Origin of the sequence: Streptomyces sp. LBL, from assembly GCF_029893585.1 — a bacterium.
Classification (GTDB): Bacteria; Actinomycetota; Actinomycetes; order Streptomycetales; family Streptomycetaceae; genus Streptomyces.
Genome location: NZ_JARXYX010000041.1, coordinates 62,617 through 78,336 on the forward strand (window position 1 = coordinate 62,617; position 15,720 = coordinate 78,336).

12 protein-coding genes and 1 pseudogene are annotated in these 15,720 nt (G+C 71.5%); 8 read left to right on the plus strand and 5 right to left on the minus strand.

Annotated elements, in window-relative coordinates:
* Positions 1-29 precede the first annotated feature (29 nt).
* The 4 genes from M2271_RS36745 to M2271_RS36760 form a co-directional block, all read right to left on the minus strand.
* Entirely contained in the window at positions 30-1,241 is a 1,212-nt protein-coding gene (locus M2271_RS36745) for an SGNH/GDSL hydrolase family protein (protein ID WP_280891801.1), read from the minus strand.
* Complete coding sequence (locus M2271_RS36750) at positions 1,238-3,601, minus strand: glycoside hydrolase N-terminal domain-containing protein (RefSeq protein WP_280891802.1); 2,364 nt, start codon at positions 3,599-3,601, stop codon at positions 1,238-1,240. Before M2271_RS36750 ends, M2271_RS36745 begins: the two co-directional genes overlap by 4 nt.
* A 21-nt stretch (positions 3,602-3,622) precedes the next feature.
* Entirely contained in the window at positions 3,623-5,440 is a 1,818-nt protein-coding gene (locus M2271_RS36755; RefSeq protein ID WP_280891803.1) for a carbohydrate-binding protein, read from the minus strand.
* Between the two features lie 77 nt (positions 5,441-5,517).
* Positions 5,518-6,696, minus strand: coding sequence for an ROK family transcriptional regulator (locus M2271_RS36760; RefSeq protein WP_280891804.1), 1,179 nt, complete (start codon positions 6,694-6,696; stop codon positions 5,518-5,520).
* 352 nt (positions 6,697-7,048) lie between these two features.
* Here M2271_RS36760 and M2271_RS36765 point away from each other — a divergent pair, with 352 nt between their 5' ends.
* The 7 genes and pseudogenes from M2271_RS36765 (at position 7,049) to M2271_RS36795 (ending at position 14,357) form a co-directional block, all read left to right on the plus strand.
* Entirely contained in the window at positions 7,049-7,726 is a 678-nt protein-coding gene (locus M2271_RS36765; RefSeq protein ID WP_280891805.1) for an AIM24 family protein, read from the plus strand.
* Between the two features lie 234 nt (positions 7,727-7,960).
* The gene (locus M2271_RS36770) at positions 7,961-9,040 is read left to right on the plus strand and encodes a tetratricopeptide repeat protein (protein ID WP_280891806.1); all 1,080 of its coding nucleotides are present in this window, start codon (positions 7,961-7,963) and stop codon (positions 9,038-9,040) included.
* A complete protein-coding gene (locus M2271_RS36775; protein ID WP_280891807.1) occupies positions 9,037-10,062 on the plus strand; it encodes a polyprenyl synthetase family protein in 1,026 nt (341 codons plus the stop codon). The genes M2271_RS36770 and M2271_RS36775 overlap by 4 nt, the downstream gene beginning before the upstream one ends.
* A gap of 194 nt (positions 10,063-10,256) precedes the next feature.
* The gene (locus tag M2271_RS36780; protein WP_280891808.1) at positions 10,257-11,921 is read left to right on the plus strand and encodes a serine/threonine-protein kinase; all 1,665 of its coding nucleotides are present in this window, start codon (positions 10,257-10,259) and stop codon (positions 11,919-11,921) included.
* Between the two features lie 63 nt (positions 11,922-11,984).
* Positions 11,985-12,674: pseudogene (locus M2271_RS36785) on the plus strand (TIGR03557 family F420-dependent LLM class oxidoreductase); the annotation flags it as partial.
* Between the two features lie 163 nt (positions 12,675-12,837).
* Positions 12,838-13,863 (plus strand): hypothetical protein, encoded by a 1,026-nt coding sequence (locus tag M2271_RS36790; RefSeq protein WP_280891809.1) that lies wholly within the window; start codon positions 12,838-12,840, stop codon positions 13,861-13,863.
* Positions 13,864-13,931: 68 nt separating this feature from the next.
* Complete coding sequence (locus M2271_RS36795) at positions 13,932-14,357, plus strand: SsgA family sporulation/cell division regulator (protein ID WP_280891810.1); 426 nt, start codon at positions 13,932-13,934, stop codon at positions 14,355-14,357.
* A gap of 99 nt (positions 14,358-14,456) precedes the next feature.
* Here the strand turns inward: M2271_RS36795 and M2271_RS36800 are convergent, their stop codons facing one another.
* Entirely contained in the window at positions 14,457-14,954 is a 498-nt protein-coding gene (locus M2271_RS36800; protein ID WP_280891811.1) for a DUF6328 family protein, read from the minus strand.
* Positions 14,955-15,098: 144 nt separating this feature from the next.
* Between M2271_RS36800 and M2271_RS36805 the strand changes: the two genes are divergently transcribed.
* Entirely contained in the window at positions 15,099-15,527 is a 429-nt protein-coding gene (locus M2271_RS36805; protein WP_280891812.1) for a hypothetical protein, read from the plus strand.
* Positions 15,528-15,720: the final 193 nt, after the last annotated feature.

A 15,720-nucleotide genomic window follows, 5' to 3' on the forward strand; every position in this document is an offset into this window, starting at 1 on the left:
GCGGCGCCTGCCACGCGCCCCGACAGGGTCTACGACTCCGGGGCGCAGTCGAGGCTGTCCAGGTCGACCGCGTCAGCCATCGCCTGCATGCCCTTGTCGTTGGGGTGGATATGGTCGCCGCCGTCGAAGACGGGCAGGATGCGTTCGGGGTCGTAGGGGCTGCGGAGGATGCGGTCGAAGTCGGTGACGGCGTCGAACTCGCCGCTGGTCCTGATGAACGTGTTGACCTCCCGGCGTACGGCCTCCCCTGCCGGGTCCCATTCGGACCAGCCCTTGAAGGGAGCGACCGTGGCCCCGACGACGCACTTGCCGGCCGAGTGGGCCCGCTCGACGATCTCCTGGTAGCCGTCGATCAGGTCGTCGGCGGTGACGCCGGTGTGGGCCTTGATGTCGTTGACGCCCTCGAAGAGGAACACGGTGCGCACGCCGGGCTGGGAGAGCACGTCCCGATCCAGCCGGTTCAGGGCGCTCGGCCCGGCGCCGTCCGCGAGGACCTTGTTGCCGGAGATCCCCTCGTCGGCGACGCCCTTCACCTCGGTGTCCGCCCGTTGGAGGCGGCGGGCGAGGTAGTCGGGCCAGCGCCGGTTCAGGTCACTGGTCGACTGCCAGCCGTCCGTGATGGAGTCTCCGAGGGCCACCACGGCCGCGGTGCGGGCACTCGCCCGTACGGAGACCGCGTCGAGGTAGAACCAGGAGCCGATGGTTTGAGTCCAGGAGGCGGGGCTCTCCTCGGCGGTGTGGTCGCCCGAGCCGGCGTAGGACGTCTGCATGGCCATCGAGTGGCCGGTCGCCGGGCCGGCCGCGTCGGGTGTGTGCAGGCTGACGACCAGGTTGGTCGCGGCGGGCAGCCGACCGGACAGCCGATCGCTGAGCACGGTCTCCCCCGCGGGGACGGTCACCGAGCGTGCCCCGTCGAAGGTCAGTCGCCGGTTGCTGCCCCGCACCAGCTCCGCGCCCTCCTTCTGGAGCCCCGCGTAGACACTGTCGAAGGTCACCGGACGGTCCCCGAAGGCGTTGGACAGCCGGACCCGCAGGTCCTGGCCCCCGACGCTGGTGTGCACGACGAGCCGGTAGCCGCGGTCTGCTTGCGCCTCACCCAGACGGTCGGCGCTCGCGCCCCAGGTGATCACACCCTCCGGGACGTCGATCGCCCTGGCCGGGGTGGCCGTGGACTGGCAGGCGCAGGCCAGCAGCAGCACCCCGGCCACCCGGCCCACGGCCGCGACGAGCCGGGCCGTCATCCTGCGAGGTCCTTCAACGTGACGGACTCTCCTGGCTTCAGACGCACGGTGTGGACCTTACCCGCGTACGCCACCGTCGTCGTCCGGCCCCCCACGCTGCGGATCCGTACCCAGGTCGGCCTGGAGTCCCGCCAGCGCAGGTCGACGACGAACCCGCCCCGGGCGCCCACTCCGGTGAGGGAACCTGACGCCGCCCACGCGTCCGGCAGGGCGGGCAGGAGCTCCACCTGGCCGGCGCGGGAGTAGACCAGCATCTCCAGCATCGCCGTCGGGGTGCCGAAGTTGGCGTCGATCTGGAAGATGCCCCGGCCCTGTTCCACCGCGTAGATGTCGAAGAGGTTGAAGGCGGTGCCGTTGCTGCCGCCGGTCGAGGGACGGAGGTTGTTGACGACGAGCCGGTAGGCCTTCTCCGCGTCTTTGAGGCGGGCCCAGCACAGGCTGCGCCAGGCGTTCGCCCAGCCGAAACTCTCCATGCCCCGGGCGGTGAGCAGCGCGGTCGCGCCCCGCACGGTCTCGTCCGGGGTGGAGCCGTCGGGGCGGATGCGGTCGCCGGGGAACAGACCGACGAGCGGGGACAGGTGCCGGTGGGTGGTCTCACCGAGGTTGTCGGGGGACATCCACTCCTGCAGCCAGCCCGTCTTCGGGCTCACCTGCGGCAGGTGGAGCTTCCTGCGCAGCGCGGCGACGGTGTCCGCGTAACCGGCGTCCTTCTTCAACTCGGCCGCCGCGGTGCAGTAGTTGCCGAAGAGGGTCCACACCAGTTCCTGGGCGTAGGTGATGCCCTTCGCATCGAGCGGGCCGTGTTCCGGCGACCAGTCGCTGTCGGCGATCAGGACCTCCCGCGACGTGCCCGGCAGGGTCGTGGTGAGCAGCCTCGCCTCCCAGAACTCGCACGCCCCCTTCAGCAGCGGGTAGATCCTCTCCAGATGGGACGACGACCGGGTGAACTCGTAGTGCTCCCACAGCGAGTTGCACAGCCAGGCGTTGCCCGCCGGATGCCACCACCAGCCGTTGCCGCCGTGCGGGTTGGTGGAGATGGCGACCGTCCAGCCGGCGTTCTTGCCGCTGGAGTTGCGGTAGCGGTTGCGCGGGTCGTTGAAGTGCTCGCGGGTGAGGTCGGTCCAGGACGGGAGTTGGGCGAGGCAGTAGTCGGTGAACGCGTCGAAGCAGTCGGACAGACCCGCACGGTCGGCCATCCAGTAGTTCATCTGGATGTTGATGTCGGTGTGGTAGTCGCCCATCCAGTCCGGGTCGTTGCCGTCGAGCCACAGGCCCTGCAGGTTGAGCGGCAGACTGCCCCGGGAGCCCGAGATCATCAGGTACCGGCCGAACTGCAGGTAGGCAGCCTCCAGTTCGGGATCGGGCTGATCGTCCCGGGCCCGCGCCAGGAGCCGCTCCCAGGTGTCGAGGGAGCGCTGCTCGGCGGAGGAGGTGCCGAGGGAGAGGTCCAGCCGGCCGTAGAGACGGCGGTAGTCGGCGACATGGGTGCGCAGGAGCGTGTCGGCCGGGTGGGCGGTGGCGTCGCGGACCTTGGCGCGGGCCAGGCGCTCCGGGTCCAGGGACGGGTCGCGGTAGTGGGCGGCGGCGTCGGGCGCGTAGTTGGTGCCGCCGCTCACCACCACGGTGAGCTCCTTGCAGCCCAAGAAGGCGATGCGCGGGCCGTCGACGGTGACACGGCCACCGCTGCCGTGTGCGGTGACCGCGGCACCGTAGCGCAGTCCGCCCGGGAAGGTGGCGCCGAACGAGGTCCCGGCCTCCTCGCCGTGCGTCCCCGCCAGCGTGACCGTGCCGGTGTAGCGGCCGCCGCCGCTCTGGGTGAAGTGCAGCACGATCACGTCGTCCGGGCGGCTGGCGAAGACCTCCCGCCGGTACGTCACTCCGGCGCGGACGTACGACGTCGTCACCACGCCCCGGTCGAGGTCGAGGGTGCGCCGGTAGCCGGAGACGGCGGACAGGTCGTGGTCGGGGATGTCGACGGTGAGCCGGGCGAGGAGGGTGAACGAGCCGAAGTTGTCACGGCCGTAGGGGAACTGGCCGTCGGCGTCGAGGGAGTCGTTGAGACCGCCGGTCCACATCGTGGCGTCGGTGATCAGCAGGGCCCCGCGGCCGGGGTCGTTGCCGGCGAGGGCGCCGAGGCGGCCGTTGCCGACGGGCAGGCCCTGCTCGATCATCGATCCGTCGTCGGCGGGCGCCTGCCACCACAGCTGGTGGCGGGGGTCGCTCGGGAACGCGGCCGAGTCGGCGGGGCGTTGGGGTGCGGCGGTCGCGGTGAACGTGGGCAGGGCGGCGAGGGCCCCGGTCGTCGCGGCGAGGGCGAGCAGGCTGCGTCTGGGCAGCCGGGGGGTGGGGTGCGTGTCCATGGCGGGCTCCCGGAAGGTCGGTCAGGACGACTGGGGGACGTCGATACGGTCGATGTCCGGGGCGTAGCCCGTGCCGCTGTCGAAGGTGATCGTGTTGCTGCCCGCCTTCAGCGTCACGGGCACGCTGACCGTCGCCACGGTTCCCCAGTCGCCGGTGGAGGGGAACGTGTGGCGGGTGGGTCCACCGGTGTTGGCGGAGACCTCGACCGAGCGGGCGTCACCGCTGACGTAGGCGACCTTGACCCAGTAGGTTCCCGCCCTGCCGACGACGACGTCGTTGAAGCGGAGCTTGCCGCCGGCGTACAGGTTGCCGGTCTTCCTGTCGCCGGAGCAGGCGGAGCAGTCCGCGACGGAGGCGTTGCCGCTGAGGGTGTTCGCCGGGGCCTCGGCCTCGTAGGCGGTCGCGGTGAGCGGGCTGCCCTGCGGGGTGACGGTGAACAGGCGGGAGCCGTGGGCGGGCAGGGCCTGGGTGATCTTGTTCTTGTACGTGCCGAGGTTCTCGTGGTTCCACAGGTCGCGGACGGCCGCCTTGCCGGTGAAGCCGAGGGTGGACCAGTCGGCTGTGACGGCGGCGGGCGCGTCGGCGAGGTTGAACAGGGCGACGGTGTAGGTGCCGTCCGGGTTCTTCGCGGCCCACACCTGCTGGGGGTCGGAGGCGGTCACCGGGCGCGCGGGCGGGGCGGCGCCCTGGTCGACGGCGATGACCTCGCGGTTGGTCAGCAGGGACAGGCCGTAGGAGTCGAGGCGGGTGAGGTCGTCGCCGGTGTAGAGCGGGGACTTGGCGATGGCCCACAGGGTGGCGTAGCTCTGCCGTTCGGCCTTGGTGAGGCCGTCCATCTCGCCGTTGCCGACGTCCAGGGCGTCGAGGTCGTTCCAGCCTCCGGGGCCCGCGTGCCGGGTCCAGCCGGGGGTGTCGTCCCAGCGGTCGTCGACGGAGTTCTCCCAGCTGACGAGGGTGTTGCAGTAGCACTCGACGTCGGTGTCGATGCGCCAGCCGTTGGAGTACTTCTTCCAGTCGGCGGCGCGCCCGATGTCGAGCGACCACGACAGTTCGAGGTGGATCGGGCGGCCGGTGGCGGCGATGGCCTGGTGCCAGGCGGCCACGTCGGCGACGTTGTCGTACTGGTCGCCGCTCTTCCCGGAGCCGGGGCCGACGCCGTCGAGCTTGAGGAAGTCGTATCCCCAGTCGGCTATCAACTGCGCCTGGGAGTCTATGTACTTCTGGGTGCAGGGGCGGGAGAAGTCGAGCTTGTACGCGCTGTCCCAGCCGTTGGTGGTGCGCAGGTCGCCGTAGACGATGTCGGCCGTGGTGCAGCCCTCGGCGTTCCAGATCGGGTGCTTCCCGTCGCCGTAGGCCTCCTTCTCCAGGCCGGCGGGAAGATAGGTCCCAGCCTTGAGGCCCTTGGCGTGGATGCGGTCGGCGACGGCCTTCATGCCGCTGGGGAAGCGGTCCGGGTCGGCCTTCTGCCGTGCGTACTGGTCGAACCCGGGCTTCCAGCTTTTGTCGCGCCACCAGCCGGCGTCGATGTTGACGTGGTCGTAGCCGTACTTCTTCAGCTTGGCGGCCAGGGCGTCGGTCTGCTTGAGGACGTTCGCCTCGGTCAGGTAGCTGTAGTCGCCGTCCGGATTGAGACCGGGGTACTTGGACGACTGCATGCTCCAACTCGTCCAGCCCATATAGGGCTTGGCTGCCGGGGCGGGCACGGGGGCCCCGGCCTGGGCCGCAGGGGTCCCGGCCTGGGCCGCAGGGGCGACGGTGACGGCACCGGCGGCGAGGGTCAGGACCACCGCGGCTCTCAGGGCACGGGCGGGCAGGACGGCGTACGAGGATGACCGCATGGGTCGTATCTCCTGGAGGTCGGCTCAGCAGGGGGGAACTGCCAGTGGGGGATGACTGGGCATAGGGGGAGGGATGACTAGGTATAGGTGTCGGCTCGGATGAAGGACTGGATGGCGGTGGCGGCGGCCCCGCGTGCCCACTCCTCGAAGGTCAGCGGGCGGATCTGGACGTCGCATCGGGCGGCGGAGCCGAAGGCGGCCGCGGTGAAGGCGTCGCGGATCTGTTCGGCGAACAGGTCGTAGGCGGCCAAACCCTCGCCGGAGATGATCACGCGTTCGGGGCCGAGCAGGTTGGCGACGGTGGCGATGCCGCGGCCGATGGCCTCACCCGCACGCGCGTACGCCTCCCGTGCCGCGGCGACCCCGTTGTGGGCGAGCCGTACGGCCTCGGCGGCGTCGGCGACCTCGGTGCCGGTGGCCTCACGGATCCGCCGGAGGATCGCGGCGTCCCCCGCGATCGCCTCCACACAGCCCCGGTTGCCGCAGTGGCAGGGCGGGCCGGTCGGGTCGACGGTGACGTGGCCGATCTCACCGGCCACGCCGTGTGCGCCGGCGACCACCCGGCCGTGCACGACGAGACCGCAGCCGATGCCCGCGCCGACCGTCACCACGGCGAAGTCGGACAGGCCCGCTCCGGCGCCGAACCACTGCTCGGCGACGGTCAGCGCCCGCACGTCGTTGTCGACGGTGACCGGCAACCCGTTGGTGGTGGCGGCGAGTTCGGCGAGCGGGACGTCGTGCCACTCGAGGAACGGCGAATACCGGACGGTCCCTTCGCCCCGGTCGACGTCGCCGGAGACGGCGATGCCGACGCCGAGAACCGCCGCCCCGGAGCCGTCCGCCTCGATGCGGAGTTCCTGGACGGCGGCCGCGACGGCCGCCAGCACCGCCGTGAGGTCACGGCTCGTCAGCGAGGTGCGGCGGGTGGCTCGGATCCGGCAGCACAGGTCGGTGAGCACGCCGATGATCTCGTCGCCGGTCACCTTGATCCCGACGAAGAGCGCCCGTCCGCCGTCGACCCGCACGAGGTTCGCGGGCCGTCCCAGGGCGGGAGGTGCCTGCGCGTCGGCGTCCTCCGCCAGGTAGCCGGCCTCGATCAGAGGACGGACCGCCTTGGTCACGGCAGCCGGGGACAGCCCGGCTCGCCGGGCCACCTCCAGGCGGGTGAGGGGCCCCTGCGCCAGCACGGTGGTGAAGACCTGCGAGGCGGCAGGCGTGTTGGCCGGAAACCTCTCGGCCCGGGGCGTCGGGAACATGCTCGGGAACCTAAGCCTGTTCTTTTCCGCCGTCAATAAAAGAAGCAGGATCCGGCTGCCGGAACATCGGCACAGCCTCGCAGCGCCGGCCGGCACCTCGCACAGCGACCTGGGCGGCGGCCTCGCAGGCACGTACGGGACCCAACTCTTCGGCGCCTGAGGGGCCCCGGGCCGAGCGCGAGGACGTTCGGAGCGCCTGCGCATCCGACACGTCCCGGGGCGGCCAGGCCCGCGATCTCGGCGAGTCCGACACGTCCCGGGGCGATCCGGCCCGCAATCTCGGCGGAACGCATCCGTCTCGGGGGATGCGTTCATCTTGGCGGAATGCATCCGTCCGGGACAGGATGCCCCCATGAAGGGTGACCTCTTTGCCAGCGAGCACATAGTCCAGCCGGCCACACAGGCGGGCATGACGGTCGAGAACGCCAAGTGCATCCGGTACACAGTGAACGGCGAGATGCTCGCCCGCCAGGGGGCGATGATCGCCTACCGCGGCAACCTCCAGTTCGAACGCAAGGGCCAGGGCGTGGGAGGCATGCTCAAGCGGGCGGTCACCGGTGAGGGCCTGCCGCTGATGACGGTCCGCGGGCAGGGCGAGGCCTGGTTCGCGCACGAGGCGCAGAACTGCTTCGTCGTGGAGGTCGACCCCGGCGACGAGTTCACCGTCAACGGCCGCAACGTCTTGTGCTTCGACGCCACGTTGGCGTACCGGATCGCGACCGTGAAGGGCGCCGGGATCGCCGGCGGCGGCCTGTTCAACAGCGTCTTCACCGGCCAGGGCCGGCTGGGCCTGGTGTGCGAGGGCAACCCGCTGGTCATCCCGGTCTCACCGCAGTACCCGGTGTACGTCGACACCGACGCGATCGTCGGCTGGACCGGGGGCCTTTCGACCTCGCTGCACCGTTCGCAGTCCATCGGCTCGATGCTGCGCGGCGGTTCGGGGGAGGCTGTGCAGTTGGTGCTGCAGGGCGAGGGATACGCCGTCGTACGGCCGAGCGAGGCGACACCGCAGAAGGCGCAGCAGCACTGACGTCCCGTCGGTATCCCCGATGTCCGGGAGCGCCAGGCTCACACACCACGTCCCGGAGCATCGGGCTCACGAAGTCAACTGCGCCTCACGAGCAACCCGGACGGGTCCGTTCGCGTCTTGACCGGCAACAGATGATGCCCCGGCACGATGGGCCGGGGCAGGCTCTCGATGCACTATACACGCCATGTATACACAGCGTGTAGAAATGGCGTAGATGTCGACGGAAAGGCATGCATGTACGGCAAGGCATTCGCCCCGGAGTACCAGGGCGCCCTCACCACCCTCTCCGTGAACTCCTCACTGACCGACGTACTGGCCGCCGGCACCGAGCAGTTGCGGAGCGCCGAGCGGGCGGGACAGCACCAGGAGGCGGCGCGCTCCGGACTCGCGGTCGCCGAGGCGCACCGCCGGCTGGGCCGGATCGGAGAGGCGGACCGGGCGTGGAAGGCGAGTTACCGCGCGGCCCGGGCGGCCGGGGACGTCGGGGCGATGGCCTGGGCACTGTGGAGCGGCGGCACCCTGGCCCGGCAGCGCGGCGCGTTCGCCCTGGCCCGGCGCCTGCTGGAACTCGCGGCCGAACTCGGCGAGCGCGGCGGTGACGTCGTCGTCCGCGGCTACTCGCTGGCGGGGCTCGCCGAGACCGGCCGTATCCAGGGTGACTACGAGGCGGTCGGCCGACTGCACGAACAGTTGCTGGCCGAGGCCCGGCGGCGCGGCGAGGCACGGCACACCGTCTGGGCCCTGGAGGGCATCGCGCAGATCCACCGCAACACCGGCTCCTACGACACGGCGTACGCCCTGTTCGAGGAGGCGGCCCAGATAGCCGGCCGCGCGGACGACCGGCGCGGTCACGCCTGGGCCCTGCGCGGGCTCGCCGACGTGGTCTCCGTACGCGACGGGGACGCCGAACGGGCCCTCGCCCTGCTGTCCGAGGCGGAGCGGACCTGCCGCGCGATGAACCTCTCCAGCGCGCTCGCGTACAACCACAAGATGCGCGGTAACGTCCTGTACCGCGCCGGGCGTCACGCCGAGGCACGGGAGTTGTACGAGCAGGCCCTCGCGGAGTTCCGTGCCATGAGCGAGCCTCGCGGTGAGGCACTCGCGCGGCTGGGCCTGGCCAAGTCCCGGGCCCACCTGGGCCGCGACCGCTCCGAGACGGCCGCCGAACTCGCCGATCTGGTCCGCGTCCTGGACCGCCTCGGCCTGCGGCACGCCCGGGAGATGGTGGCCCGGGCACAGGAGGAGTTCGGCACCCCGGAGGAGCCGGAGGAGTCCGGGACACCGGGCGCCGTGCGGGCGGAGTCCGTACGGTGACGGCGCTGACGACGGCACTCGCCGCACCCGAAGTCCTGGACCGCTGCCGCGCGTTGGTACGGCCCGCGCTGGAGGAGACGGTCGGGCGTCTGCATCCGTGGGTGGGTGAGATGGCCGGGTACGCGTTCGGCTGGTGCGAGGTCGGCGGCGCGCCCGCGGTGGCGTCCGGTGGCAAGGGGCTCCGGCAGACGCTGGCCGTGCTCGGGGCTGAGGCGGCCGGTGCGCCCGGGCGGACCGGGGTGCCCGCGGCGGTCGCGGCGGAGTTGGTGCACGTCTTCTCCCTGCTGCACGACGACATCATGGACGGGGACGCGGCCCGGCGCGGCCGCCCCAGCGTGTGGAAGGCCTACGGCACGGGACCGGCCGTGCTCGCGGGAGACGCCCTGTTCGCGCTGGCCGTCCAGACCCTCGCCGCGTCACCTGCGGGCCCCGAGGCCGTGCGCCTGCTGTCCGTGGCGCTGGGCGATCTGGTGCACGGGCAGGCCGACGACCTGCTGCTGGCCGCGCGCCCCTGGGCGGGACCGGACCGGGTACGGCCGGGCGAGTACCGCACCACGGCCGAGCACAAGACCGGTGCCCTGTTGGGCTGCGCGGCCGCGCTGGGCGCCCTGCTGGGCGGCGCGCCGCCCGCTGTGGTCGCCGCGCTCGACCGGGCCGGGCGGCATCTCGGGATCGCGTTCCAGGTCGTCGACGACGTGTTGGGCATCTGGGGCGATCCCGCCGTCACCGGCAAGCCCGTCCACGGCGATCTGCGCGAGCGGAAGAAGACCTTCCCCGTCCTGGCCGCGCTCGACGGCCCCTCCCCCGCGGCCGGCCGGCTCGCTGCTCTCCTGGAATCCGACACGGAGCCCGCGCAGCTGGCGGCGCTGATCGAGGAGGCCGGCGGCCTGGCTGAAGCGCTGGCCGAGGCACGGCGGCACATCGTCGCCGTGGAGACGGTTCTCGACGGTGTGCCCCTGGACCCGGCGACCGAGCGCGAGCTGTGGTCCCTGCTGGACTTCCTGGTGTGCCGCGATCTCTGAGCGCGGACGCTCCGTCAGTCCCGGCCCAGGTGCGGAACGCCAACTCCGTTCGGCTTTCGTTCAGTCCCCTTGACCGGTCTTTCAGCAGTTGAACAAAAGGGAGGCGCTTGTCTTCAGTTGGGGATGCATTGAACGCACCCCCTCGTCCCCTTCGTACCTCTGGGAAAGGTGAGAGCCAGTGGGTTCAACGAGGGATGACCATGGTCAAGGCGCAAGGGGCGACATACGAGTTGGTCGCCGGAAGGTACCGACTCATGGAGGTCCTCCATCGTGAGACCAACCGGGTCTGCTGGTACGGCGAGGACGTCTCGGCGGGGCACCCGCGTCTCCTCACTCAGATCGGCCTGCCGGCCGGCATGGACACGGAGAGCTTGCAGCGAGTCACTGCCCGGGTCGTGCGGATGGCCGAGACCATGGGGGTGATGTGCCCGGGCCGGGTGGCCACGGTTCTCGACGCCGTCGAGGAGGCCGGCATCCTGTGGGTCGTCACCGAGTGGATCGACGGCACGCCTCTGGGCGAGCTCCTCGCCCAGCAGGGCGCCTTCACCCACGTCCGGGCGGCCCGCGTCGGCCTGGAAGTGCTGGACGTGCTGGACGCCGCGCACGGCGAGGGCATCACGCACGGCGAACTCAGTCCGGGCCAGGTGTTCGTGCGGGACCAGGGCTCCGTCGTCCTCACCGGTTTCGGGCTGACCGGCGCGACCCTGGTACCTCGGGTCACCGCGCCGTCGTACGCCTCCCCCGAACAGGCCCGCGACGAGCGCATCGGACCGGCTGCCGACCTGTGGGCGCTGGGGGCGATCCTGTACACGATGGTCGAGGGTCGCCCCCCGTTCCGCGACCGGGACCGGCCGGAAGCCACCTTGCGCTCGGTGGACCGGCTTCCGCTGCGCAGCCCGGTGCACGCGGGACCGCTCACCCAGACCGTGCAGGGGCTGCTGCGCAAGAACTCCATGGAGCGGCTGACCCGCTCGGTGGTCCGCGAGGCGCTCACCCGGGTCCTCAAGGAGAATCCGGACGCGGCCGTGCGGTCGCTGCCCACGCCCCGGCGGAGCGGGCTGCACGGGTCGGGCCCGGTCTGGAGCAGGCGGACCGTGGTCGCCGGCACCGCGCTGGCCGTCGTCACGGTGTCCGTCGCCGTCCTCGCCGTGACCCGTCAACTGCCGGGCACGGACACCTCCTCGAGCGGTCAGCAACCCCGGCCGAGCGCCTCGGCCCCGGTCACCGACCAGACGTCCCTCCCGGCAAAGACACCGCCGCCGACGACGACGTCGGCATCGGCATCGGCATCGCCATCGGCATCGGCATCGGCATCGCCATCGACGACGCCGCCGCCCACACCGACACCGACACCGACACCGACCAAGTCCTCTTCCGGCACCGCACAGCCCTCCGGTTACCGTGAGTATCACTCGCCGGAGGGCTTCTCTGTCGCCCTCCCCGACGGCTGGAAGGCGCTGAACACCACACGCATGGCCGACCTCGCCTACCGCGTGATCTTCGGCAAACAGGGCGATCCGCGCACCCTCGCCGTCACCTACAGCGAACGCGTGGGCCCGGATCCCGTCGCCGTCTGGCGCGACGACGTCGAACCGGACCTGCAGCAGGCGGGCGGCGACTACGAGCGGATCGGCGAGATCCGGGCGACGACGTACCAGGGGCGCAAGGCCGCCGACATGGAGTGGCTCGCCGACGACTCCCGCGGCACCCGGGTACGCACGTTCGGCCGCGGCTTCCTGATCGGGGAGGGCCGCAGCTTCTCGCTGCGCTGGTCGACCCCAGCCGCGGACTGGAACGACCCCGCGAACCAGGAGGCACTGGACACCTTCCTGAAGACCTTCCGGCAGTCCTCGGACTGACTCGCGGGGCACCCGCCCGACCGCGAGCGACGCACCACGAGGTGCCGAGCCGGATCGGCCCGGTCCGAGGGGCGCTTCCGGCTGGGGCTCGGCTCGGGCGAGAACCTCAACGAGCACGTGGTCGGAGGCGGCTGGCCGTCCGCGGACGTACGGCACGAGCTGCACGAAGAGGCGGTGGAGATCATCCGCGCGCTGTTCGAGGGCGGCCATGTGAACCGTCGCGGTCAGCACTTCGATGTCGAGTCGGCCCGGCTGCGGGACCCGCCGGACCAGCCGCCGCCGATCGGCATCGCCGTCTCCGGCGAGCGGTCCTGCTCGCTCGCGGGCCGGCTGGCCGACCTGGTGATCGCCACCGAGCCCAAGGCGGGGCTGCTGGACGCCTTCGACCGGCACGGCGGGCAGGGCAAGCCGCGCGTGGGCCAGTTGCCGGTGTGCTACGACACCGACCGGAACACGGCGATCAAGCGGGCGCACGCGCAGTTCCGCTGGTTCGGCAACGGCTGGAAGGTCAACTCCGAACTGCCGCACCCGGACGCCTTCGAGTCGGCGACCCAGTTCGTCACCCCTGACGATGTCGCCGCCTCGATCCCGTGCGGCGACGACCCGGAGGACTTCGTCGAGGCGGTACGGCCGTACGCCGAGGCGAGCTTCACCGAGATCGCCCTGGTGCAGATCGGCGGCGAGTCGCAGCCCCAGTACCTGGACTGGTCGGCGAAGACGCTGCTGCCCGCGCTGCACGACGCGCTGAACTGACACCGCAAGGCCCCTCAGGGTGTACCGACAGGTGTACCGACAGGTGTACCGACAGGTGTGCCGCCCCGTGAGGCCGGTGCCGCGGCGCCATCACCGACGGGTGCCATAGGCTGCCGGCCTGCACACATGGTGCGGTCCGACCAGCCTGCCCAGGAGAATCAGCGTGACTCTGTCGATCGTCCCGTCCGAGACGCCCCCCGTGCCCCTGTCCGACCTCGTGGCGCGGGACGCGCGTGAGTTCGGCGTCTACGCGCGCACCGGAGGATGGGCGTTCGGCCTGATGGTGGCGCGCAGCGTGCGGCCCGGCGGACAGAGCGCGGAGGAGACGCCCAAGGTGTCGGCGAAGGAGTTCGCCGAACTGGCCGGGTGCTCACCCGAGCGCGTCATGCGCTACTACAAGGCCTGGGACCGGGCCGCGGACGACGGTCTCGTCCCGCACTTCGAGGCGCTGACGCCGGGGCAGGAGGTGGAACTTCCGGACTCCGACGTGTGGCTGGGCTACTACGTCTCCCGCAGCAGCGCCGGCTCCGAGCGCGGCACGGCCATCGCGGAGGCCGCCGAGGCCGAGGGCATCCGGCCGACCAAGGCGCTGGAGGTCGCCGAGAACCCGACCGCGCTGCGCGCCGCCATCCTCGCCGACCCCTCCACCGCCCGCGCCGCCCGCCAGGCCCTCCTGGACCGGGTCCGTGAAGACCCGGAGCTCCAGGCCGAGCTGGCCCGGGACGTCGTACGCACCGACGATCTGAAGAAGGCCGTCGCCAGCGAGAGCAGGTCGGCCGACCGGATCGGATACCTCCGCCAGATCGCCGAGTCGGGTCAGATCAAGACGCCCGCGGGCCAGACGATCGACGCGCCCGTCGACATCCGTCAGGAGGCCGAGCGCCACCTCTCGCTCCTCGACGAGCTGGACGAGGACGAGGACACCGGCGACTGGGCCACCGAGGCCTACGACACGATGAAGTCGCTCGTCGTCGAGACCGTGGAGGCGGACCCCGAACTGCGTGTCCAGGAACGGCGGTCGAAGTTCTACAACAGCCTCCAGAAGGCCACCAGGGTTTTCGAGGAGCTCACCTTCGACGACGCCCAGGAGTTCTACGAGGACGACATGGTCCAGCAGCTGGAGGAACTCCAGCAGGCCATCGCCGTGTGTATCACCTCACTGCGCGGAGCGCGCGCAAATCACCCGTAGGTCTGAGCATCTTGCGCGCGACAGGGGTACTAGAGGTCTCTATGACTGTTCTTCCCGGAGGCCCTCTCGTGAACTCGTTCGTGCACAAGACCCTCGTCGTGCAGCTCCAGGCGGGCGGCGCGGAGCGCTGCCCGGTGCTCGCGCACCTCAGTTACCAGGAGGTGGACCCGTTCGCCGTGACCGCCGTGTTCAGCCATGACGGCCGGGTGCTCGCACGGTGGAGGCTGGACCGGGAGATGCTCGCGGACGGTCTGGGCCGTCCGGTCGGGGTGGGTGACGTGCGGATGCGTCCGGCGTCGACCGGCATGTGGGAGGAGCTGCGCATCGAGTTCCTCGGCGATGCCCGCCCCGACGGCGACCGCCAGCGTGCCGTGGTGTTCGCGTGGGCCCCGGCGATCGCGGCCTTCCTTCGGGAGACGCGGGAGATCGTGCCGCCGGGCCGGGAGGAGGTCCGCGTCGACGACTTCCTCCAGGAGGTCATCGCCGGGGGCTGACACCGGACGCGAGGGACGCCGACCCGGGTGCGGCGCGGTATCAGGGGCATCCGGTGATCCAAGTGATCCGGTGGGATGCCCCTGATCGTCAGCTCATGGTCAACTCGTCGTATGGCGGCGCCGGACCACCAGGGGTACGACGAACCAGCACACCAGGTACCAGAGGACCACGCCGGTGACGAGCCACGGCACATAGGCGTTGTGGGTGGCGACCCTGAGGATCAGCAGCAGTGCCGCCGTCATGGTGGCCAGCAGCAGCATCAGGCCGACGAAGGTCATCCGGGAGGCCCACTCCACCGTCTGCGGCTTGACCCGCCGTCCGGCCACCAGACGGTGCAGGGACACCGGGCCGATCAGCGCGCCGGTGGCGCAGGCGCCGAGGACGACCGTCACGATGTAGATGGACTTGTCGACATCCGCCAGGTGCGCGTACTTGGGTGTGAACACGACGGTGAGCAGGAAGCCGAACAGGATCTGCACGCCTGTCTGGGCGACCCTGACCTCCTGGATGAGCTCCGCCCACTTGCGGTCGGCTCTCTCCTCCTCGGTCTCGTTGCGGCCGTTGTTGGTGTCTGCTGCGTTGCCGGTGGCCGACAAGCTTCCTCCCTGCCCGATCGAACTCCTCTTCGTTCCCGGCAACCGTGTTCCCTGTTTCCATGATTCTTGACCGGTCGCGATATCAGAGAAGACGGAACGTGACGCCACGTGTTTGCGACCGAGCCGAACGGCAAACCGGATCCCATGACGGAATCGGACAAGCAGACGACGAAGAAGACAGCAGCCGCCTCGGCCACCGCCGCCAAGGCACGGCAGAGCGCGGACAAGGCGACGGCGCCTGCCACGGACACGGCGCAGGCCGCCGCCTCGAAGACCGCCGAGGCGGCCTCGGCGGCCCGGGCGGGCGCCCAGCGGGCGGCCGACGCGACGAGCACGGCCGCGCACACCGCGGCCAAGAGCGTGGAGGCGGGACGCCAGGCGGTCGTCTCGGCCTCGGGACAGGTGGCCGTCGGCGCCAGGACGGCGTGGGCGGTGCTCAGTCACCGCAAGTTCGTCGCCGCGGGCGTCGGCGCGGGTCTGACCGCGCTGAGCGCCGCGTCCTACGCGGTGGGCCGCCGCGCGGAGCGCCACACCCAGGGGCCGATCACCCGGATGATCGGCGGCCGCATCTGACGGTGGGCCCCCGGGCCGCTGTTTCAGCGATCACCGGACGGTTACACGGAGTGGAAGGGGGGGGGGGGGGGGGCCGCCCGCCCCCCCCCCCGACCCCCCCCCCCCCCCCCCCCCCCCCCCCCCCGGGGCCCCCCCCCAAAACCCCCCCCCCCCCCCCACCCCCACCCCCCCCCCCCCCCCCCCCCCCACCCCC